Origin of the sequence: Streptomyces sp. NPDC047017 (assembly GCF_040644175.1) — a bacterium.
In the GTDB taxonomy this organism is placed as follows: domain Bacteria; phylum Actinomycetota; class Actinomycetes; order Streptomycetales; family Streptomycetaceae; genus Streptomyces.
In genome coordinates this window covers 338,986-358,918 of record NZ_JBEYVW010000007.1, presented here as the reverse complement: position 1 = coordinate 358,918, position 19,933 = coordinate 338,986, and the positions used below count along the sequence as shown (strand labels likewise).

The window sequence follows — 19,933 nt, the reverse complement described above, 5'->3', positions numbered from 1 at the left end:
CCTTTCCACCAAACGTTTGTTAGGCGAGAAGGTAGCAGCGGAGCGCGCGCTGCGGGAGGTGTCCTTTGACGGCGATCATCGATCTCACCGGACGCGTGGCGGTCGTCACCGGCGGAACCCGGGGCGTGGGAGCGGGCATCGCCCGGGCCTTCCTGGAGGCCGGCGCGCACGTCGTGACCTGCGCCCGGCGGCCCCCGGACCGGCCCGTCGAGGCGGCCGGCCGCACCGCCCGTTTCCTCCCCGCCGACCTGCGCGACCCCACGGCGGCGGCCGCCCTCGTCGACCGGGTCCGGCAGGAGCACGGACGCCTGGACACCCTCGTCAACAACGCCGGCGGCACCCCCTTCCGGCTGCTCGGCGAGGGCGGTGCCGCGCGGCACGCCCGGGTGGTCGAGCTGAACCTGCTCGTCCCCCTGACGGTCTCGCTCGCCGCGTACGAGGTGATGTGCCGTCAGGACGGCGGCGGGACCATCGTGATGGTCGGCAGCGTCAGCGGGACCCGCCCGTCGCCGGGCACCGCGGCGTACGGCGCCGCCAAGGCCGGCCTGGACAGTCTGGCCCGGACCATGGCCGTGGAATGGGCGCCGGAGGTGCGGGTCAACACGGTCGTCCCCGGTATGGTCCGCACCGAGCTGGCGCACCTGCACTACGGCGACGAGGACGCCGTCGCCGCCGTCGGCCGCACCGTGCCGCTCGGCCGCCTCGCCGCGCCCGCCGACATCGGCGACGCCTGCGTCTTCCTCGCCTCCGACCGGGCCGCCTACATCAGCGGGGCGAGCCTGCACGTCCACGGCGGCGGCGAGCGCCCCGCCTTCCTCGACGCGGCCGGCGTCAACGGATGAGACCCGCATGCCCGCTTCTCCCGGCATCCCCGCCGGCATCCCCTGAAATCCTGGGAAAGGACTCCCGTCATGACCGGACTGTGCACCGGACGCGTCGCCGTCGTCACCGGAGCGGGCCGCGGCCTGGGCCGCGCCCACGCGCTGGCCCTCGCCGCCGAGGGCGCCCGGGTCGTCGTCAACGACCTCGGTGTCGGCCTCGACGGCACGGGCGGCACCGGCACACCGGCCCAGCGGGTCGCGGACGAGATCCGCGCGGGCGGCGGCGAGGCGCTCGCCCACGGCGGCGACATCGCCACCTCCGCCGGCGCGGCCTCCCTCGTCACCGCTGCCCTCGACACCTACGGGCGGCTGGACACCCTGGTCAACAACGCTGGGTTCCTGCGCGACCGGATGCTCGTCAACCTCGACGAGGACGACTGGGACGCCGTCCTGCGCGTCCACCTCAAGGGCCACTTCCTGCCGCTGAGGCACGCCGCCGCGCACTGGCGGGCCGAGGCGAAGGCGGGCCGCGCGCCCGTGGCCCGCGTGGTCAACACCACCTCCGGTGCCGGGCTGCTGGGCAGCGTCGGCCAGGGCAACTACGCGGCGGCCAAGGCCGGGATCACCGCCCTGACCCTGGTCGCCGCCGCCGAACTGGGCCGCTACGGCGTCCAGGTCAACGCCGTCGCCCCGGCCGCCCGCACCCGGATGACCGCCCAGACCTTCGCGGACACCATGGCCGCGCCGCCGGACGGCGGCTTCGACGCCATGGCCCCGGACAACGTCTCCCCGCTCGTGACCTGGCTGGGCTCCGCCGCCTGCGCCGGGGTGACCGGCCGGGTCTTCGAGGCCGAGGGCGGCAGGATCACCGTCATGGAGGGCTGGCGCCCCGGCCCCACCACCGACAAGGGCGCCCGCTGGTCCCCGGCCGAGGCGGGCGCGGCGACCCTGGCACTCCTCGCGGCGGCCGAGCCCGTACAGCCGGTGTACGGCACGCGGTAGCCCGGCAGGCCGGCCGCGCGAGGACGGCAGCGGGACGGGAGCCCTTTCCCGGTCAGCGGGACCGGACCCCTTTCCCGGTCACCGGGACCGGACCCCTTTCCCGGTCACCGGGACCGGATCCCTTTCCCGGTCAGCGGGATTTCCCGCTCCCCGCCGCCGGCGGCGTCCGCTTAACCTCCCCGAACAGCCCGACGCCCCACCAAGGACCCCCATGCTCACGGACTCCGCAAGGCGGCACGCGGCGCGCATGCTGCGTCGCGCCGAGCACAGCGTCACCCCCGTCGCGCCGCTGACCGAGACCTTCCCCGGTATCGGCACCGAGGACGCGTACGAGATCCAGCTCGCCAACATCCGCCGCCGCCTGGACGCCGGGGCCCGGGTGCGCGGCCACAAGGTCGGCCTGTCGTCCCCGGTCATGCAGCGGATGATGGGCGTGGACGAGCCGGACTACGGCCATCTGCTCGACGACATGGAACTGTCCGGCGACCGGCCCGTGCCCGTCGCCCGCTACTGCCGCCCGCGTATCGAGGTGGAGGTCGGCTTCGTGCTCGGCGCCGACCTGCCCGGCGAGGACTGCACCACGGCCGACGTCCTCGCCGCCACCGAACGCGTCGTGCCCGCACTGGAACTGATCGACAGCCGGATCAGCGACTGGCGGATCTCGATCGCCGACACCATCGCGGACAACGCCTCCTCCGCCGGTTTCGTCACCGGAGCGGGCCGCGACCCGCGCGAACTGGACCTGAAGGCCATCGAAGCGCGGCTGACCAGCGGCGGCGAACTCCTGGCCGAGGGCCGCGGCGACGCCGTGCTCGGCGACCCGGCCCGCTCCGTCGCCTGGCTCGCCCGGACCGTGGCCCGCTTCGGCGTCCCCCTGAAGAAGGGGCACGTGGTGCTGCCCGGCTCCTGCACCCGGGCCGTCGACGTGACGGCGGGCGCCACCTTCACCGCCGAGTTCACCGGGCTGGGCCCGGTCCGTCTCTCGTTCATCTGAGGTGATGATGACCACCAAGACCAAGGCGACCGCAGCGATCGTCGGCTCCGGCAACATCGGCACCGACCTGCTGTACAAGCTGCGGCGCTCCGCACTCGTCGAGCCGCGCTGGATGATCGGCGTCGACTCCGGCAGCGAGGGCCTGGCCCGCGCCCGCCGGGCCGGACTGGAGACCAGCCACGAGGGCGTCGACGGGCTGCTCGCCCGGCCCGAACTGCCCGACCTCGTCTTCGAGGCGACCTCCGCCCACGTCCACCGGGCCAACGCCCCCCGCTACGCCGAACTCGGCATCACCGCGATCGACCTGACCCCGGCCGCCGTCGGCCCCGCCGTGGTACCGCCCGCCAACCTGCGCGAGCACCTCGACAAGCCCAACGTCAACCTGATCACCTGCGGCGGGCAGGCCACCATCCCCATGGTGTACGCCGTCTCCCGCGTCGTCCCCGTGGCGTACGCGGAGATCGTCGCGTCCGTCTCCTCCGTCTCCGCGGGCCCCGGCACCCGCGCCAACATCGACGAGTTCACCCGCACCACCTCGCGCGGCATCGAGACCATCGGCGGCGCCGCGCGCGGCAAGGCCGTCATCATCCTCAACCCGGCCGAGCCGCCCGTCGTCATGCGCGACACCGTCTTCTGCGCGATCCCCGAGGACGCCGACCAGGCCGCCGTCGCCCAGTCCGTCAAGGAGATCGCCGAGCAGGTCGCCGCGTACGTACCCGGCTACCGGCTGCGCGGCGAGCCGCAGTTCGACCCGGCGCGGGACGAGAACGGGGGCATGGCCCGCGTCGCGATCTTCCTGGAGGTCGAGGGAGCGGGCGACTACCTGCCGCCGTACGCCGGGAACCTCGACATCATGACCGCCGCCGCCACCAAGGCCGGCGAGGAGTTCGCCAAGGCGCTCCTCGCCCCGGCCGCGTAAAGGAAGCCCCAGATGCCCCAGGCCGCGTACTCGGACACCCTCGACATCCGCGTCACCGACTCCTCGCTGCGCGACGGCTCGCACGCCGAGCGGCACCGGTTCACCGCCGACGACGTACGCTCGGTCGTCGCCGCCCTCGACGACGCCGGAGTCCCGGTGATCGAGGTGAGCCACGGCGACGGACTCGGCGGCTCGTCCTTCACCTACGGTTTCTCCCGCACCCCCGAGCAGGAGCTGATCCAGGTCGCCGTGGACACCGCGCGCCGGGCCCGGATCGCCTTCCTGATGCTGCCCGGACTCGGCGTCAAGGACGACATCCGGGCCGCCCACGGCAACGGCGCGAGCATCTGCCGCATCGCCACCCACTGCACCGAGGCCGACATCGCCGTCCAGCACTTCGGGCTGGCCCGGGACATGGGCCTGGAGACGGTGGGGTTCTTGATGATGGCCCACTCCACGACCCCCGAGGCGCTGGCCCGGCAGGGCCGGATCATGGCCGACGCGGGCTGCCAGTGCGTGTACGTCGTCGACTCCGCCGGGGCCATGGTCATGGACGACGTCACCGCGCGCGTCCAGGCGCTGGTGGCCGCACTCGGCGAGGACGCCCAGGTCGGCTTCCACGGCCACGAGAACCTGGCGCTGGGCCTCGGCAACTCGATCGCCGCGATCCGGGCCGGCGCCGTCCAGATCGACGGCTCCACCCGCCGCCTGGGCGCCGGCGCGGGCAACACCGCCGTCGAGGCACTGGCCGCCGTCTGCGCCAAGATGGGCATCCGCACCGGCATCGACGTACTGAAGATCATCGACGTGGCGGAGGACGTGGTCCGCCCGGTCATGGACGAGGAATGCCGGCTCGACCGGCTCGCCCTGCTGATGGGCCACGCCGGCGTCTACTCCAGCTTCCTCAAGCACGCCTACCGGCAGGCGGACCGCTACGGCGTCTCCGGCGCCGAGATCCTGCTGCGCGCCGGCGAACGCCGCCTGGTCGGCGGCCAGGAGGACCAGCTGATCGACATCGCGGTGGAACTCGCCGCACGGAACTGAGCCACCGGGCCGGCGGCCACGACGCCCCGGCACCCATGAACACCCGGCACCCACGGGCACCCGGCACCCACGGGCACCTGGCACTCACGGGCACCTGGCACCCACGGACACCCGGCACCCACGGACACCCGGCACCCACGGGCACCTGGCACCCACGGACACCTGGCACCGACAGACATCGGAGGGACGAGATGGCCGCGCTCGACGAACAGATCCGGGTCATCGAGGCGGGCACACCGCCGACCCGCTTCGCCCGGGGCTGGCACTGCCTGGGCCTCGCCGACGACTTCAAGGACGGAGCACCGCACCAGATCGAGGCGTTCGGCACCAAGCTGGTCGTCTTCCGGGGCGAGCACGACGGGCAGCCGCACGTGCTGAACGCCTACTGCCCGCACATGGGCGGCAACCTCGCCCGGGGCAGCGTCAAGGGCGACGCCGTCGCCTGCCCGTTCCACGACTGGCGCTGGTCGGGCGACGGCCGCTGCGCGGGCATCCCCTACGCCCGCCGGGTGCCGCCCCGCGCCAAGACCCGCGCCTGGCTCACCCTGGAACGCAACAGGCAGCTGTTCGTCTGGCACGACCCGCAGGGCAACCCGCCACCGCCCGAGGTCACCGTCCCCGAGATCGCCGGCGTCCACGGCCCCGAGGCCGACCGGTGGAGCGACTGGACCTGGAAGACGCTCCTGGTCGACGGGGCCAACTGCCGCGAGATCGTCGACAACGTCGTGGACATGGCGCACTTCTACTACGTCCACTACGCCTTCCCCGAATACTTCAAGAACGTCTTCGACGGGCACATCGCCACCCAGTACATGGAGTCCAGCCCGCGCGGCGACATGGAGCTGGGCACCCTCAGCGCCGGCCGGCTGCGCTCGGACGCCTCCTACTACGGCCCCTCCTACATGATCGACCACCTCTACAGCGACGTCGGCGGCGGCACCGAGATGGAGATCGTCCTGATCAACTGCCACTACCCGGTCACCGCGAACAGCTTCATGCTCCAGTACGGCGCGATCGTCAAGCGGCTGCCCGGCATGACCGACGAACAGGCCGCCGAGGCCGCCGCGCTCACCGCCGAGGGCGCGACCGTCGGCTTCGAGCAGGACGTGCGGATCTGGCGCGACAAGACCCGGATCGACAACCCGCTGCTCACCGAGGAGGACGGCCCGGTCTACCAACTGCGCCGCTGGTACGAGCAGTTCTACGTCGATACCGACGACGTCAAGGACGAGATGACCCGCCGCTTCGAGTTCGAGGTCGACACCGAGCGGGCCAACCGGGCCTGGCGCGCCGAGGTCGCCGAGAACCTGGCGCACCGCCCGGCCGGGACCGGTGCCTGAGATGCGGCCGGTGGAGTGCGCGGTGTGCGGCAACCGGGTCCTGTGCGAGAAGTTCAGCGTCGCCCACACCTCCGTGCAGTGGACCGCCGAGGCGGCCGTGGTCTGCGCCGAGTTCCGCGGCCGGGTGGCCCAGGGGCAGACCACCGCCCGCATCCCGACCTGCCGGGCGCTGCGCGACAGCATCGACCGCGCGGTCGAGGAAGGCACCCTGGAGGTCGCCGATGCCTGACACGGCGGCAGGGGAAGGACCGGGCCCGGAGGCAGAAGCGACGGAGGCGGCGGACGGCCCGGCGGCCGGGGTACGCACGTACCGGCTGCGCGTCACCGAGGTGATCGCCGAGACGGCCGACGCGCACTCCCTGGTCCTGGAGGCGCCACCGGAGAGCGCGCACCGGTTCGCCTACCGCCCCGGGCAGTTCCTGACCCTGAGACTTCCCGGGACCGACGGCGGGCACGCCGCCCGCTGCTACTCGCTCGCCAGCTCCCCGCACACCGGCGAACCCATGAAGGTCACCGTCAAGCGGGTGCCCGGCGGACACGGCTCCAACTGGGTGTGCGACCGGATACGAGCGGGTGACGAACTGGACGTGCTGCCCCCGGCCGGCACCTTCACCCCCGCCTCGCTCGACACCGGCCTGCTGCTCGTCGCCGGCGGCAGCGGCATCACGCCGGTGCTGTCCATCGCCAAGTCGGTCCTGGCCGGCGGCCGCGGCGAGGTCGTCCTCCTCTACGCCAACCGCGGCGAGCACGCGGTCATCTTCCGCGACGAACTGCGCCGGCTGGCCGAGGACCATCCGGACCGGCTGCTGGTGATCCACTGGCTGGAGTCCCTCCAGGGGATGCCGACGCCCGAGCGGCTGGGCACCGTCCTCGCCCCGTACGCCGACCGCGAGGCCTACGTCTGCGGTCCCGCGCCGCTGACCGACGCCGTGGAGCGGAGCCTGCGCTCCCTCGGCACGCCGGGCGACCGCATCCACCGGGAGCGCTTCTTCTCTCTGGGCACGGACGTCTTCGCCGCGCCCACTCTCCCGCAGACACCGCCCGCCGAGGGCGCGGGCACCGCACGCGTGGAACTCGACGGCGAGACCCGCACGCTCGCCTGGCCGCCGGGCACACTCCTGCTCGACGTCCTCCTCGCCGCGGGCCTCGACGCGCCCTACTCCTGCCGGGAGGGCTCCTGCGGCGCCTGCACCTGCCGGGTCGTCTGCGGCGAGGTGAAGATGGTCCGCAACGACGCCCTGGACGACCAGGACATCGCCGAGGGCTACGTCCTGGCCTGCCAGGCGGTCCCGCTCACCGCATGGACCGAGATCAGCTACTCCTGACCTTCCTCGCCGCAGACCTCACCGCCCCGCGCACCCGCTGCCCAACGGGCTGACCCGGCCCACCCGTCCGCCCCGGCCCACCCGTCCGCCCCGGCCCACCCCTCCGCCCCGGCCCACCCCTCCGCCCCGGCCATTCGCCCGGCGCGCCCACCACGCCCCCGGTGTCACATCCACTCGCTGAACCGCAGCCAGGACATCATGCTGTCCATCGCCGGCCGCGGCACGCCCGGCGTCGGCGCGGGCGCGGGCGCGGGGGCAAGTGCAGGCGCGGGCGCCGTCCGCTCGGGCCGTGCCCGGTTCCCGGTGTGCCGGCCCGGCCCGAACATGTCCCGCCACACCGAGCGGGCGCAGCCGCGCACCAAGGGGGCGATCCGCTCCAGCTCCCGGTGGGCGCCGTTGCCGCACACGGAGATCGCGGCGACGGCCCGGCCGGCTCCGCGCAGCGGTGCCGCCACGCAGGAGACGCCCCGGAACCCCTCCTCGTGGTCGAAGGCCACCCCGCGCTCGCGCACCGCCGTCAGCTCCGCGCGCAGCGACTCGGGTCGGACGAGGGTACGGGGCGTGCGCGGCCGCAGGCCGCCCCGGATCACCTGCTCCACCAGCGCGGCGTCGCCGAACGCCAGGATCGCCTTGCCCGCCGCCGTGCAGTACGCGGGCTGCCGTCCACCCACCCGCGAGGGCACGCTGCCGTCGTCCGACCCGCCGATGCGTTCCAGATAGACCACCTCCGTGCCGTCGAGCACCGTGAGGTGCACCAGATGGCCGGTGGTCTCGTGCAGCGCGTGCAGATGGGGCAGGGCGACCCGCCGCAGCCGGTTGTGGTGCGAGGCCAGGGCGCCCAGCTCCAGCATGCCCATGCCCAGCCGGTAGTCGTGGCCCTCGCGCTCCAGCCAGCGCAGCCGCACCAGTTGGTCCAGGATGCGGTGGGCGGAGGAACGGGGGATGCCGGAACGCTGGACGACCTGGGTCAGGGTGAGCCGTGGCTCGGCGCTCTGGAAGGCGCTCAGCACCTTCGCGGCCTTCTCGAGCAGCGACAGGGGCGGGAATCCGGTCTCGGCGGCCTGCGCGGTCATCGGCACCTCACCTCACACGGACGGCCGGCGGCCCGGGACCGCGGCCGTGTCCTGCGGTACTGCCGGGAGACTGCCAGCCGATCCCGCCTGCCGGGAAGAGGGTGTTTCGTTTCGGAATAGTAACGCGTACTTTCCCTCCCGTCAGCAGTGCCGACGGACCCGCGTGCCCGCACCGGCCGCCGCTCGCCCGGCCCACCTCTCCCGCCCCCCTGGTCGCTTCCGCAACCGCCGCCCGGCATCCCCGCACCCCGGCCACGTACCACGGAAAGAGGCATGACCAGCGTGTTCAACGACCTGCCAGAGCCCCCCGCCACGGCCGGCACAGAGCCCCCCGCCACGGCCGGCACAGCGGCCCCCGCCACCCTCGCGCAGCTCGCCGACTTCGCCGCGGACGCCTACGGCCGGCGGGAGGCGCTGGCCGACGGCGAGGTGCGCTGGAGCTTCGCCCGGCTGCGCGACGAGATCGCCGCCTCCGCCCGGGCCGCCCTCGCCCGGGGCGTCCGGCCCGGCGACCGGGTGGCCGTGTGGGCGCCCAACACCCGTCAGTGGATCACCGCCGTGCTCGGCGCGGTCTCCGTCGGCGCCGTCCTCGTTCCGCTCAACACCCGGTACAAGGCCGCCGAGGCCGCCGACATCATCCGCCGCAGCGGCGCCCGGCTGCTCTTCACCGAGCGCGGCTTCCTCGGCATCGACTACGTGGCGATGCTGCGCGAGGCCGGCGAGGACCTCGGACGGCTCGACACCATCGTGGTGCTGCGCGGCGAACCGGCGGACGGGACGACGGGCTGGGCCGGCTACCTGGCCGCCGGCGAGCGCGTACCGGAGGGTGAACGGGCCGCCCGCGCCGCCGCCGTCCGCCCCGGCGACCTGGCCGACATCCTGTTCACCTCCGGCACCACCGGCCGCTCCAAGGGCGTACTGAGCACGCACGACGCCACCCTGCGGGTCTTCGCCCAATGGTGCCGCGCGGTCACCCTGCGCACCGGGGACCGCTACCTGCTCGTCAACCCGTTCTTCCACGTCTTCGGGTACAAGGCCGGCATCGTCGCCTGTCTGCTCCAGGGCGTCACCATGGTCCCCGAGGAGGTCTTCGACCTGGACCTGATCCTGCCCCGGCTGGCGAAGGAGCGGATCAGTGTCCTGCTGGCCACGCCCACCGTCTTCCACAGCCTGCTCGACCACCCCCGGCGCGCCGCACACGACCTGACGTCGCTGCGGCTGGCCGGCGCGGGCGGCAGCGGCGTCGGCCCCGCGCTGATCGAACGCGTCCGCGCCGAACTGGGCATCCGGGCCGTGTTCAGCGCGTACGGCCTCACCGAGTCCACCGGAGTGGTCTGCGTCTGCCCGCCGGACGCGGACGCCAGGACCCTGGCCGTCACCGCCGGTCCGGCGCTGCCCGGCACCGAGGTACGCGTGGTGGCCGCCGACGGCACGCCCCTGCCGCCCGGCGCCCCGGGCGAGGTGGTGGTGCGCGGCTACAACGTGATGCGCGGCTACCTGGACGACCCCGAGGCGACCGCCCAGGCCGTGGACGCGGACGGCTGGCTGCACACCGGGGACGTCGGCGTGCTCGACGAACGCGGCTACCTGTCCCTCACCGACCGGCTCAAGGACGTCTACATCGTCGGCGGCTTCAACGCCTACCCGGCCGAGGTGGAGCACGTCCTGCGCGGCCACCCGAAGATCGCCGACGTCGCGGTGGTCGGCGCCCCCGACCCGCGCCTCGGCGAGGTCGGCGTCGCCTTCTACGTGCCCGCCCCGGGCGCCCGCCCCGACCCGGCGGAGCTGACCGCCTGGGCGCGCGAACGGCTCGCCAACTTCAAGGTCCCGCGCCGCTTCCACGCCGTGCCCGAACTGCCGCGCAACGCCGGCGGGAAGATCCTCAAGGCCGAACTGCGCCGCACCGCCCGCGAGTCGGCGCCGACCTGAACAGCCCCGGCGCCCACCCCCGCCGGTTCCCCTCCCCGCCCTTCCCGCTCAGCGGGAGCCAGGTATGTCGTTCCGGAACAGTCGGGCGTACGGTCCTGGCACTTCCGCCACCACGACCGCCCGAGAGGTGATGTTCATGGCCGAGGACGTACTGGCGGCGATCCGCGCGCTCGCCCCGAGCCTGCGCGAGCGCGCCGCCGAGACCGAGGCACTGCGCCGGATACCCGAGACCTCCGTCAAGGAGATCGAGGCCACCGGCTTCTTCCAGCTCCTCCAGCCCAAGCCCTTCGGCGGCCGGGCCGCCGACCCGGCCGTCTTCTACGCGGCCGTCAAGGAGATCGCCAAGGCGTGCGGCTCCACCGGCTGGGTGGCCTCCGTGGTCGGCGTCCACCCCTGGCACGTCGCCCTGTTCGACCCGCTCGCCCAGCAGGAGGTGTGGGGCGAGGACCCCAAGACCCGCATCTGCTCCTCGTACGCCCCCACCGGTGAGGCCACCGCGGTGGACGGCGGTTTCCGGCTGTCGGGCCGCTGGCACTTCTCCTCCGGCTGCGACCACACCGACTGGGCCCTGCTCGGCTGCCTCGTGCCGGACGCCGACGGCACCCCGGTCGACATGCGCACCTTCCTCGTCCCGCGCTCCCAGTACCGCGTCGACGACGTGTGGGACACCGTCGGCCTGCGCGGCACCGGCAGCAACGACATCGTCGTCGAGGACGTCTTCGTCCCCGAGCACCGCGCGCTCAGCTTCGGCCCGGTCACCGCCCTGCGGGTGCCCGGCCACACACTGAACCCCGAGCCGCTGTACCGGCTGCCGTACGCCGCCGTGTTCACCACCACCATCTCCACCCCGATCGTCGGCATCGCCGAGGGCGCCTACGAGTCCTACGTCGAGGCGACCGCGCGGCGCATCCGCGTCTCCTACGGGCAGAAGGTCGCCGAGGACCCGTTCGCGCAGGTCCGCATCGCCCGCGCCGCCAGCGACATCGACGCCGGCTGGCTCCAGCTCTCCCGCAACATCGCCGACCTGTACGCCCGCGCGGAACGCCGTGAGCCGCTCCCCATGGCGCTGCGCACCCGCGTGCGCCGGGACCAGGTGCTCGCCACCGAACGCGCCGTCGCCGCCCTGGACCTCCTGATGGAGAACTCCGGCGGCAACGCCATGCGCACCGGACCCGGCCCCCTCCAGCGCGCCTGGCGCGACGCCCACACCGGCCGCGGCCACGCCGCCAACGACCCCGAACGCGCACTGGTCATGTTCGGGCAGGCCGCGCTCGGCATGGACCTCCACGACTCGATGGCCTGAGAGAGGTGCCCCGATGGCAGAACCGATGGCAGACCGGACGACAGGCCCGATGACAGGCCCGATGACAGGCCCGTCGACAGGCCCGAGGGCAGAGCTGACCCGGGAATCGACCTCCCGCACCGCCGAAGCGGCGGGACTGACCCTGCACTACCACGAGGCCGGCCCGCAGGACGCCCCGGTCGTGATCATGCTGCACGGCGGCGGGCCCGGCGCCTCCGCCTGGTCCAACTTCGGCCGCAACCTCCCCGTCTTCGCCGAGCGCTTCCGCACCCTCCTCATCGACCAGCCCTGCTTCGGCCGCTCCGGCAAACCGGTGCTCGACAAGGACTACTTCAGCTACAGCGCGGACGCGATCGCCGCCCTGACGGACGAACTCGGCATCGCACAAGCCCACTTCGTCGGCAACTCGCTCGGCGGCGGCACCAGTGTCCGGATGGCCCTGAACCACCCGCACAAGGTGGGCAAGCTGGTCCTCATGGGACCCGGCGGCGTCTCCGTCAACCTCTTCGCGCCCGACCCCACCGAAGGCATCAAGCGCCTCTTCGAGTTCAACACCGCGCCCCGGCCGGCCAAGGAGCAACTGCGCGCCTTCCTCAGCGTGATGGCGTACGACCAGTCGATCGTCACCGACGAACTGGTCGAGGAGCGCTGGGCCTCGGCCACCGACCCCGACACCCGGCTCGGCAGCGCCCGGATGGCGGCCGCCTTCGCCGAACCCGCCTGGGCCGAGGACTGGATGCTGTGGCGCGAGGCCCACCGCATCACCCACCCGGTGCTGCTCACCTGGGGCCGCGAGGACCGCGTCAACCCGCTGGACGGCGCGCTGGTCGCGCTCAGGACCATTCCCGACGCCCGCCTGCACGTCTTCCCGCACTGCGGCCACTGGGCACAGGCCGAGCAGGCCGACGAGTTCAACCGCCTCGCCCTCGACTTCCTCTCCCACTGATCCCACTGATCCCAGATCCCACTGATCCCACTGAGCCGCGCCGCCGCACCGAAGGGACACCACCATGGACATCCGTGCTCTCGGCTATCTGCGCCTGGAGACCACCCGGCCCGCCGAGTGGCGCACCTACGCGCTCGACCTCCTCGGCATGACCGAGGCGCCCGGCTCCACCGAGGACACCCTGCGCCTGCGCATGGACGACCGCGTCCACCGGATCACCGTGCACACCGGCACCGCCGACCGGCTGCTCGCGGCGGGCTGGGAGGTGGCGGACGCCGCCGCCCTGGACCGGGCCGCCCGCGAACTGGAGGCCGCCGGCCACCCCGTCAAGGCGGCCGACGCCGGCGAACTCGACGAGCGCCGCGTGCGCGGCCTGATCCACGTCAGCGACCCCTGCGGCAACCCGCTGGAGATCTACTGGGGCCAGGCCCAGGACCACACCCCGCTCGGCACGCCCTACGGCAACCGCTTCGTCACCGGCGACCTCGGCCTCGGTCACGTCGTGCTGCCGGTCCCCGACATCGAGGCCGCCCGTGACTTCTACGAGCACCTGCTCGGCTTCCAGCTGCGCGACTCCATGCGGCTGCCGCCGCAGGCCGTGCCGACCGCCACCGCACAGCGGGACTTCCACTGGATGCACTTCCTCAGCCCCAACCGCCGCCACCACAGCCTGGGCCTGTACCCCGGCGCGCTGCCGCCCGGCATCGTGCACTTCATGGTGGAACTGGAGACCCTGGACGACGTGGGCCACGGCCTGGACCGCATGAACGCCGCGGGCATCCCGATCGCCTCCAGCCTGGGCCGGCACACCAACGACCGCATGGTGTCCTTCTACGCCCAGGCACCCGGCGGCTTCCAGGTCGAGTACGGCTGGGACGGCCTGCTCGTCGACCCCGCCGCCTGGGTGGCCAAGGAGATCACCGCCGACAGCTTCTGGGGCCACCGGTGGAACGGCTGAACCGCCCGCGGATCGACGCGGCCGACTTCCGCGACGTCCTCGGCCGGTTCGCCAGCGGCATCACGGTGGTCGCCGGACTGGACGACGGCGAACCCGTCGGCTTCGCCTGCCAGTCCTTCGCCTCGCTCTCCCTGGACCCGCCGCTGGTCATGCTGGCCGTCGGCAGGACGTCCACCAGCTGGCCGAGACTCCAGCGCACCGGCCGCTTCTGCGTCAACATCCTCGCCGCGGACCAGCAGGCCACCTGCGCGGCGCTCGGCCGCAGCGGCCCCGACAAGTTCACCGGCGTGCCCTGGAGCGTCAGCGACCACGGCACCGTACGCATCGACGGCGCCCTGGCCACCGTCGACTGCCGCCTCGCGGACATCCGCGAGGCGGGCGACCACCACATCGTCACCGGCGAGGTCCTCGACCTGGCCGCCCGCGGCGACGGCCGCCCGCTGCTGTACTTCCGCAGCCGCTACGCCACCGGCACGTTCTGCACCTGAGCCGGCCCCGCACCGGACGAGCCGCCCCGCCGCCCGGCCGAGCGCGAAGGAACCCCGCCCATGCCCATCGACGCCGAGAAGGCCCTCGCCGCGCCGCCCGTGCGCACCCCCGTGACCTGGGACGACCATGACGTACGCCTCTACCACCTGGCGCTGGGCGCGGGCGTCCCGGAGACCGGCCCGGACGAACTGCGCTACGTCCACGAAGGACATGAGCGCGGACTCCAGGTGCTGCCCACCTTCGGGCTGGTGGCCGGCGGCACCGGGGGAGTGGGCTTCGAGGTCTTCCGGACACCGGGTGTGGACATCGACCTGGCCGCCGTGCTGCACGGCGGCCAGGAGATCACCGTGCACCGCCCCCTGCCCACCGCGGCCCGCGCGGTCACGGTCACCCGCGTCCGGGACGTGTACGACAAGGGGAAGGCCGCCGTCCTCGTCCAGGAGTCCACCCTGCGCACCGAGGACGGCACACCGCTGATCACCCAGACCAACCACGTCTTCGTCCACGGCGAGGGCGGTTTCGGCGGGCCCCGCGGCCCCCGCGAGCGCCTGCCCCCACCGGACCGCGCCCCCGACCTCGTCCTGGACGTCCCGACCCTGCGCCAGCAGGCGCTCCTGTACCGGCTCACCGGGGACCGCAACCCCCTGCACGCCGACCCCGCCACCGCCCGCCGGGCCGGCCACGACCGTCCCGTCCTGCACGGACTGTGCACCTTCGGCATGGCGGTCAAGGCCGTCACCGACCACCTGCTGGACGGCGACGCCAGCCGCGTCGCCGGATGCCGCACCCGCTTCGCCGGAGTGTTCTTCCCGGGCGAGACCCTGCGGCTGCGGGTATGGGACACCCCGGACGGCTACCGGCTGACGGCGGGCGCGGCGGACCGCGCCGACACGCCGGTCCTCACCGACGCCCGCGTCACCGCCCGCCCGGCCCGCCGAGACCGACCGAGAGGACGCACGACCCTATGAGCACCGCATGGGACCACACCTACGACGTGGTGGTGGCCGGTTCCGGCGCCGCCGGGATGGCCGCGGCCCTCACCGCCCGGCTGCGCGGACTGACCGCCTTGGTGGTGGAGAAGACCGACCGCTACGGCGGCACCACCGCCCTGTCCGGCGGCGCGATCTGGGTGCCGGGCAACTTCCACCTGGACGTCGCCGGCCTCGGCGACACCCCCGAGAAGGCCCGCGCCTACCTCGACGCCACCGTGGGTGACCGCGTCCCCGCCGCACGCAAGGACGCCTACGTCACCCACGGGCCGCGCATGGTCCGCGAGTTCCACGACCGCACCGCCGTACGGTTCGCCTACACCCCCGACTACAGCGACTACTACCCCGAACGGCTCGGCGGCTACCCGCAGGGCCGCTCCGTCGAACCGCTGGTCTTCGACCTGAACCGGCTCCCGCCCGGGCAGCGCGCCGGCCTGCGCCGGGCCGGGCTGCCCACCCGCGGACTCACCATCACCTCCGCGGACTTCCGGCACCTGAACATGGTCGCCCGCACCTGGGCCGGCAAGCGCACCTCGCTCAAGGTCGGCGTCCGCGCGGTCGCCGCCCTCGCCGCCGGCCGCAAGCCGCTCGCCCTCGGCGAGGCGCTGGTCGCCCGGCTGCGGTACTCGCTCGACCGGCTCGGCGGCGACCTGTGGCTGTCCGCGCCGGTGACCGCGCTGGTGGAGGAGGGCGGCCGGATCACCGGCGTCCGCGTCGTCCGCGACGGCCGGGAGACCACGGTGAGGGCCAGGGGCGGTGTCGTCCTCGCCTCCGGCGGCTTCTCCCGCGACCAGCGGCTGCGCGAGAAGTACCTGCCGGCCCCGACCTCCACCGAGTGGACCTCCGCCCCCGAGGGGCAGACCGGCGACGGCCTGGACCTGGGCGTCGCCGCCGGCGCCGCCGTCGACCTGATGGACAAGGTGTGGGGCGCGCCGTCCGTGGTGCCGCCCGGCGGCACCCCGTTCTTCCTGGTCGCCGACCGCGGCATCCCCGGCATGGTGATCGTCGACGGCGCGGGCGAGCGCTACGCCAACGAGGCCGCGCCGTACCACGAGTTCGTCGACGCGATGTACGCGGCCGACCGGCCCGGCGCGAGCACGGTGCCGTCCTGGATGATCCTCGACGCCACCGCCAAGGCCCGCTACCTCTTCCTCGGCCTGTTCCCCGGGCAGCCCTTCCCCAAGGCGTGGCGGGAGAGCGGCTTCGTGAAGCAGGCGCCGACCGTGGAACGGCTGGCCGGACTGATCGGCGTGGCGCCCGAGCGGCTGCGCGCCACCGTGGACCGCTTCAACGGCTTCGCCCGCGCGGGCCGGGACACGGACTTCCACCGCGGCGACAGCGTCTACGACCGCTACTACGGCGACCCGAGGCTGCCCAACCCCAACCTCGCACCCCTGGAGAAGGGCCCCTTCCACGCCGTGCCGGTGCACCCCGGCGACATCGGAACCAAGGGCGGCCTGGTCACCGACGCCACCGCCCGGGTACTGCGCGAGGACGGCACGGCGATCGACGGCCTGTACGCCTGCGGCAACGTCTCCGCGGCGGTCATGGGCGAGACCTACCCCGGACCCGGGGCGACCATCGGACCCGCCATGACCTTCGGCTGGCTCGCGTCCGACCACATCGCACGCTCCTGACCCGGTCCGGGGCGGACGGGGGACGGGCGGAGGGGGAGGCGGACGGGGACTCCGGGCCGGTGCTGCGGGCCGGCCCGGAGTCCCCGCGCGGCCCGGTTCCCGCGCCCCCGGCGTGGCCCGCCCCCTCGTGCGGCCCGCCCCTCCCGCGCGGCCCCGGTTCCTCTCCGCCCGCCCGTGTTTCACCGCCCAGGCCGCGCCAACACCTCCCGCAGCGCGCCCGCCGCCTCGGCGAGTGCCCGGTCCGCCTCCGGCAGCAGCCCTCCCAGCCCCAGGAAGCCGTGGAACGTGCCCGGCCACACCCGCACCCGGGGCGCGGCCCCCGCCGCCACCAGCCGCTCCGCGTAGGCCAGCGCGTCGTCGCGCAGCGGGTCGCACTCCGGCAGCACCAGCACGGTCGGCGGCAGACCGCCCAGGTCGGAGGCGAGCCCGGGAGAGGCGTACGGGTGCGCCCCGTCCCCGGCGTCCGCGAGGTACTGCTCCCAGTACCAGCGGGTGTGAGCGGTGGTGTGGAAGAAACCCGTCGCGTAGGCGCGGTAGGAGGCGGTGGCCATCCGGTGGTCCAGGACCGGGTACACCAGGAGTTGCGCCGCGATGGGGGGCCCGCCCCGGTCGCGGGCCATCAGGGCCACCGCCGCCGCCAGGTTGCCGCCGCTGCTGTCGCCCGCGACGGCCAGCCGGCCAGGGTCGCAGCCCAGGCGCTCCGCGTGCGCCGCCACCCAGGCGGTGACGGCGCAGGCGTCCTCGGCCGCCGCCGGGAAGCGGTGCTCGGGCGCGCGGCGGTAGTCCGCCGAGACCACCACCGCCCCCGTACGGACCGCGAGTTCCCGGCAGAGGCCGTCATGGGTGTCCAGGTCGCACAGCACCCACCCGCCACCGTGGAAGAAGACCACCACCGGGCGTGCCGTACCGCCGTCCACCACCGGTTCGTAGACCCGTACCGGCACCTCGGGCGCGCCCGGCGGCCCGGGCACGGACCGGTCACCGACGCGGGCCACCGCGCGTCCCGGACCGCGCCCGGCGCCCGCCCGCGCGGCCCGCCGGAACGCGGCCGGATCGACGGGTCCGAGCGCGGGGTCGGGGAACCCCGCCGACAGGGCGTCGGCGAGTTCCCGGGCCCGTGGGGTGAGAGGATCGCTCATTTCGCGGTCAGCCCGCCGTCCACGGCGAACTCGGCGCCGGTGACGTACGCCGAGGCGTCCGAGACCAGGAACAGCACCAGTTCCGCGACCTCCTCCGGGCGGCCCATCCGGCGCAGCGGCACGTTCGGCCAGTCCTGCCGCCCGGCGTCCGGGCCGAGCGCGCCCGCCACCATCGGCGTGTCGATCATTCCCGGGTGCACGGAGTTGACCCGGATGCGGTGCGGCGCGAGATCCAGCGCCGCCGACTTGGTCAGCCCGCGCAGCGCGAACTTCGTCGCCCCGTAGGAGGCGTGGCCCTCGATGCCCACCAGGCCGGCGGTGGAGGAGATGTTGACGACCGACCCGCCGTCGCCGGTGGCGCGCAGCGCCGGGACGACGGCCTGGATGCCCAGGAACGGCCCCACGAGATTCACCCCCAGCAGCCGCCGCAGGTTGTCCTCGGTGTCCTCCTCGATCGGGGCGGTGCGCCACAGCGCGGCGTTGTTGACCAGCGCGTCGATCCGTCCGAAGGCGTCGAGGGCCGCCCGCACCACCCGCCGCCAGCCGGCCGCGTCACCCACGTCGTGGACGACGAACAGGCCCTGGTCGCCCAGTTCCCCGGCGACCGCGCGGCCCTCCTCCTCGCGTACGTCCGTGACCACGACCCGGGCGCCCTCACGGGCGAACAGCCGCGCCTCGGCGGCCCCTTGACCACGCCCCGCGCCCGTGACGACGACCGTCCGGCCCGCCAGCCGCCCGCTCACGCCGCCGTCCCCTTCTCAGCCGTCCCCTTCTCCGCCGTCCCCTTCTCCGCCGTCCCCTTCTCCGCCGTCCCCTTCTCCAGGGCACGGAAGTGCGGGATGACCTTCCCGCCCCACTGGCGGATGGTCTCCAGGCAGGCGTCCTGGGGCACGGTGCCCATCTGGACCAGGCACATCACCTCGTCGACGCCGATCTGCCGCAACTGCTCGACGTAGGCGATGGCGGTGTCGGCGGTGCCGTAGGCGTGCTCGGCGTTGAACTGGCCGGTGTCGGCCGGGCGGACGGGGACGCGTGCCTCGTGCAGCCGGGCGACCAGCGCCTCGCGGTCCCGTTCCATGGCGGCCACATGGTCCTCGCCCTCGTCGTCCCCGGTGGGCGCGGGCCCGTTGCCGTACCAGTGGGCGATGGACTCGGCGAAGAACCGCTGCCCGCGGGTGCCGATCCGGTACGCCGCCTCGGCGTCGTCCAGGACGATCGTCGGGCACAGCGCGGAGAAGTGGTCGTTGGCCTCGGTGGAGACGAACCGGTCGCCGTCGCGGGTGGCGATCGCCTCGTCGTAGATCTCGCGCATCTCGCGTACGTCGTCGGCCCCGGCGAAGCCCAGCACCAGGGCGCCGATGCCCAGTTCGGCGGCGAGCCTGAGGGTGTCGTGCTTGCTGCACGCCATGAACAGCGGTGGGTGCGGGGCCTGCACCGGGCGGGGCAGCACGGCCCCCGGGCCGATGTCGATGGACCCGTGCCACTCGAACCGCTCCTCGCGCCAGGCGTTGCTGAAGATCCGCAACGCCTCCTCCAGCTGCGGGTAGGTGTCCTCGGGCCGCACCCCGTACATGGACATCTCCTGCCGGGTGGCGCCGCGGCCCGCCCCGACGTCGACCCGGCCGCCCGACAGGACGTCCAGCATGGCGGCGCGTTCGGCCACCCGCACCGGATGCTGGTAGCCGAAGGGCATGGTGACCACGCCGTGCCCGATGCGGATGCGGGAGGTCCGCGCCGCCACCCAGGCGAGGAACACCTCGGACGCGCTCATGTGCGCGTACTGGGTGAGCGCGTGGTGCTCGACCGCCCAGATCCGGTCGAACCCCATCTCCTCGGCCAGCACGGCCTGTTCGACGCAGTCGTGAAGGACCTGGCGCTCCCGGCCGGGGGACGGGTCCGCCATCTGCGCCTCGAAGATCATCGAAAACTTCACGGCAGCTCCCTCGCTGTTCCCGTTTCTATTCCTGTTCGGAATATGCCTAGCAGTAATACAACGCGGGAGGCGGGTGGGCGAGGTCCCGTTCC

19 protein-coding genes are annotated in these 19,933 nt (G+C 73.9%); 15 read left to right on the top strand and 4 right to left on the bottom strand.

Annotation, left to right across the window (positions count from 1 at the left end):
• Positions 1–65 precede the first annotated feature (65 nt).
• The 8 genes from ABZ858_RS15250 to ABZ858_RS15215 all read left to right on the top strand — a co-directional run bounded on the left by ABZ858_RS15250 (position 66) and on the right by ABZ858_RS15215 (position 7,445).
• Entirely contained in the window at positions 66–842 is a 777-nt protein-coding gene (locus tag ABZ858_RS15250) for an SDR family oxidoreductase (protein WP_361377110.1), read from the top strand.
• A gap of 69 nt (positions 843–911) precedes the next feature.
• A complete protein-coding gene (locus tag ABZ858_RS15245) occupies positions 912–1,823 on the top strand; it encodes an SDR family oxidoreductase (RefSeq protein ID WP_361377107.1) in 912 nt (303 codons plus the stop codon).
• 211 nt (positions 1,824–2,034) lie between these two features.
• Positions 2,035–2,817, top strand: coding sequence for a 2-keto-4-pentenoate hydratase (locus tag ABZ858_RS15240; RefSeq protein ID WP_361377104.1), 783 nt, complete (start codon positions 2,035–2,037; stop codon positions 2,815–2,817).
• Positions 2,818–2,824: 7 nt separating this feature from the next.
• Complete coding sequence (locus tag ABZ858_RS15235; protein ID WP_361377216.1) at positions 2,825–3,736, top strand: acetaldehyde dehydrogenase (acetylating); 912 nt, start codon at positions 2,825–2,827, stop codon at positions 3,734–3,736.
• A gap of 12 nt (positions 3,737–3,748) precedes the next feature.
• Positions 3,749–4,780, top strand: a complete 1,032-nt coding sequence (dmpG, locus tag ABZ858_RS15230) for a 4-hydroxy-2-oxovalerate aldolase (protein WP_361377101.1) — start codon at positions 3,749–3,751, stop codon at positions 4,778–4,780.
• 191 nt (positions 4,781–4,971) lie between these two features.
• Complete coding sequence (locus ABZ858_RS15225) at positions 4,972–6,120, top strand: Rieske 2Fe-2S domain-containing protein (RefSeq protein WP_361377098.1); 1,149 nt, start codon at positions 4,972–4,974, stop codon at positions 6,118–6,120.
• A 1-nt stretch (position 6,121) separates the two neighbouring features.
• Entirely contained in the window at positions 6,122–6,349 is a 228-nt protein-coding gene (locus ABZ858_RS15220) for a hypothetical protein (protein ID WP_361377213.1), read from the top strand.
• Positions 6,342–7,445 carry a ferredoxin--NADP reductase gene (locus ABZ858_RS15215; protein ID WP_361377095.1) on the top strand — a complete coding sequence of 368 codons (1,104 nt, stop codon included), beginning with the start codon at positions 6,342–6,344 and terminating at the stop codon, positions 7,443–7,445. The genes ABZ858_RS15220 and ABZ858_RS15215 overlap by 8 nt, the downstream gene beginning before the upstream one ends.
• Before the next feature lie 164 nt (positions 7,446–7,609).
• Here the strand turns inward: ABZ858_RS15215 and ABZ858_RS15210 are convergent, their stop codons facing one another.
• Positions 7,610–8,518, bottom strand: coding sequence for an IclR family transcriptional regulator (locus ABZ858_RS15210; RefSeq protein ID WP_361377092.1), 909 nt, complete (start codon positions 8,516–8,518; stop codon positions 7,610–7,612).
• Positions 8,519–8,791: 273 nt separating this feature from the next.
• On the opposite strand from ABZ858_RS15210, the gene ABZ858_RS15205 reads away from it, so the two are divergent.
• The 7 genes from ABZ858_RS15205 to ABZ858_RS15175 all read left to right on the top strand — a co-directional run bounded on the left by ABZ858_RS15205 (position 8,792) and on the right by ABZ858_RS15175 (position 16,769).
• Positions 8,792–10,447, top strand: coding sequence for a FadD3 family acyl-CoA ligase (locus tag ABZ858_RS15205; protein WP_361377089.1), 1,656 nt, complete (start codon positions 8,792–8,794; stop codon positions 10,445–10,447).
• Between the two features lie 136 nt (positions 10,448–10,583).
• Positions 10,584–11,750 (top strand): 3-hydroxy-9,10-secoandrosta-1,3,5(10)-triene-9,17-dione monooxygenase oxygenase subunit, encoded by a 1,167-nt coding sequence (hsaA, locus tag ABZ858_RS15200; RefSeq protein ID WP_361377086.1) that lies wholly within the window; start codon positions 10,584–10,586, stop codon positions 11,748–11,750.
• 61 nt (positions 11,751–11,811) lie between these two features.
• A complete protein-coding gene (gene hsaD / locus ABZ858_RS15195; RefSeq protein ID WP_361377083.1) occupies positions 11,812–12,696 on the top strand; it encodes a 4,5:9,10-diseco-3-hydroxy-5,9,17-trioxoandrosta-1(10),2-diene-4-oate hydrolase in 885 nt (294 codons plus the stop codon).
• Positions 12,697–12,760: 64 nt separating this feature from the next.
• On the top strand, positions 12,761–13,654 hold the full coding sequence (locus ABZ858_RS15190) for a VOC family protein (protein ID WP_361377080.1): 894 nt from the start codon (positions 12,761–12,763) through the stop codon (positions 13,652–13,654).
• Positions 13,642–14,142, top strand: coding sequence for a flavin reductase family protein (locus ABZ858_RS15185; RefSeq protein ID WP_361377077.1), 501 nt, complete (start codon positions 13,642–13,644; stop codon positions 14,140–14,142). Before ABZ858_RS15190 ends, ABZ858_RS15185 begins: the two co-directional genes overlap by 13 nt.
• A 60-nt stretch (positions 14,143–14,202) precedes the next feature.
• The gene (locus ABZ858_RS15180; RefSeq protein WP_361377074.1) at positions 14,203–15,111 is read left to right on the top strand and encodes a MaoC/PaaZ C-terminal domain-containing protein; all 909 of its coding nucleotides are present in this window, start codon (positions 14,203–14,205) and stop codon (positions 15,109–15,111) included.
• Positions 15,108–16,769, top strand: coding sequence for an FAD-dependent oxidoreductase (locus ABZ858_RS15175; RefSeq protein WP_361377071.1), 1,662 nt, complete (start codon positions 15,108–15,110; stop codon positions 16,767–16,769). The genes ABZ858_RS15180 and ABZ858_RS15175 overlap by 4 nt, the downstream gene beginning before the upstream one ends.
• Positions 16,770–16,948: 179 nt before the next feature.
• Here the strand turns inward: ABZ858_RS15175 and ABZ858_RS15170 are convergent, their stop codons facing one another.
• Genes ABZ858_RS15170 through ABZ858_RS15160 form a run of 3 tightly spaced genes read right to left on the bottom strand, consistent with a single transcriptional unit; the run spans position 16,949 to position 19,841 of the window.
• The gene (locus ABZ858_RS15170) at positions 16,949–17,908 is read right to left on the bottom strand and encodes an alpha/beta hydrolase (RefSeq protein WP_361377068.1); all 960 of its coding nucleotides are present in this window, start codon (positions 17,906–17,908) and stop codon (positions 16,949–16,951) included.
• Complete coding sequence (locus tag ABZ858_RS15165) at positions 17,905–18,651, bottom strand: glucose 1-dehydrogenase (RefSeq protein ID WP_361377065.1); 747 nt, start codon at positions 18,649–18,651, stop codon at positions 17,905–17,907. Before ABZ858_RS15165 ends, ABZ858_RS15170 begins: the two co-directional genes overlap by 4 nt.
• The gene (locus ABZ858_RS15160) at positions 18,648–19,841 is read right to left on the bottom strand and encodes an LLM class flavin-dependent oxidoreductase (RefSeq protein WP_361377062.1); all 1,194 of its coding nucleotides are present in this window, start codon (positions 19,839–19,841) and stop codon (positions 18,648–18,650) included. Before ABZ858_RS15160 ends, ABZ858_RS15165 begins: the two co-directional genes overlap by 4 nt.
• Between the last annotated feature and the right edge of the window lie 92 nt (positions 19,842–19,933).